Annotated in this window: 1 pseudogene; it reads right to left on the bottom strand. The window is 40.5% G+C overall.

Going from position 1 to position 220, the window contains the following annotated elements:
- Positions 1-220: pseudogene (locus V6260_RS19000) on the bottom strand (LacI family DNA-binding transcriptional regulator); the annotation flags it as partial.

Genomic DNA, 220 nt, shown 5'->3' with positions numbered 1-220 from the left:
GGTAATTTCAAATGCCCCCTGCTCATAGTTGCTACGTACCGAGATAGAGTCATCATGGAGCAACGCTGAAGCAACTCTAGCGTAAGGAATATTTTTAGATTTTAAAAAATCATCTAACTCAGGAAAATCACCAAAAGGGGGAGTAAGTACAATGCCATCTAAACGCGAGGTTTGCAAAAGCTGGTCTACATTATTAATTAGCTCTTCACCTCGAAACTCG

The organism is Pseudoalteromonas aliena (genome assembly GCF_038155085.1).
Taxonomy (GTDB): Bacteria; Pseudomonadota; Gammaproteobacteria; order Enterobacterales; family Alteromonadaceae; genus Pseudoalteromonas; species Pseudoalteromonas aliena_A.
Note: the sequence above shows the minus strand (reverse complement) of the source record. Positions and strands in the feature narration are given on the sequence as shown.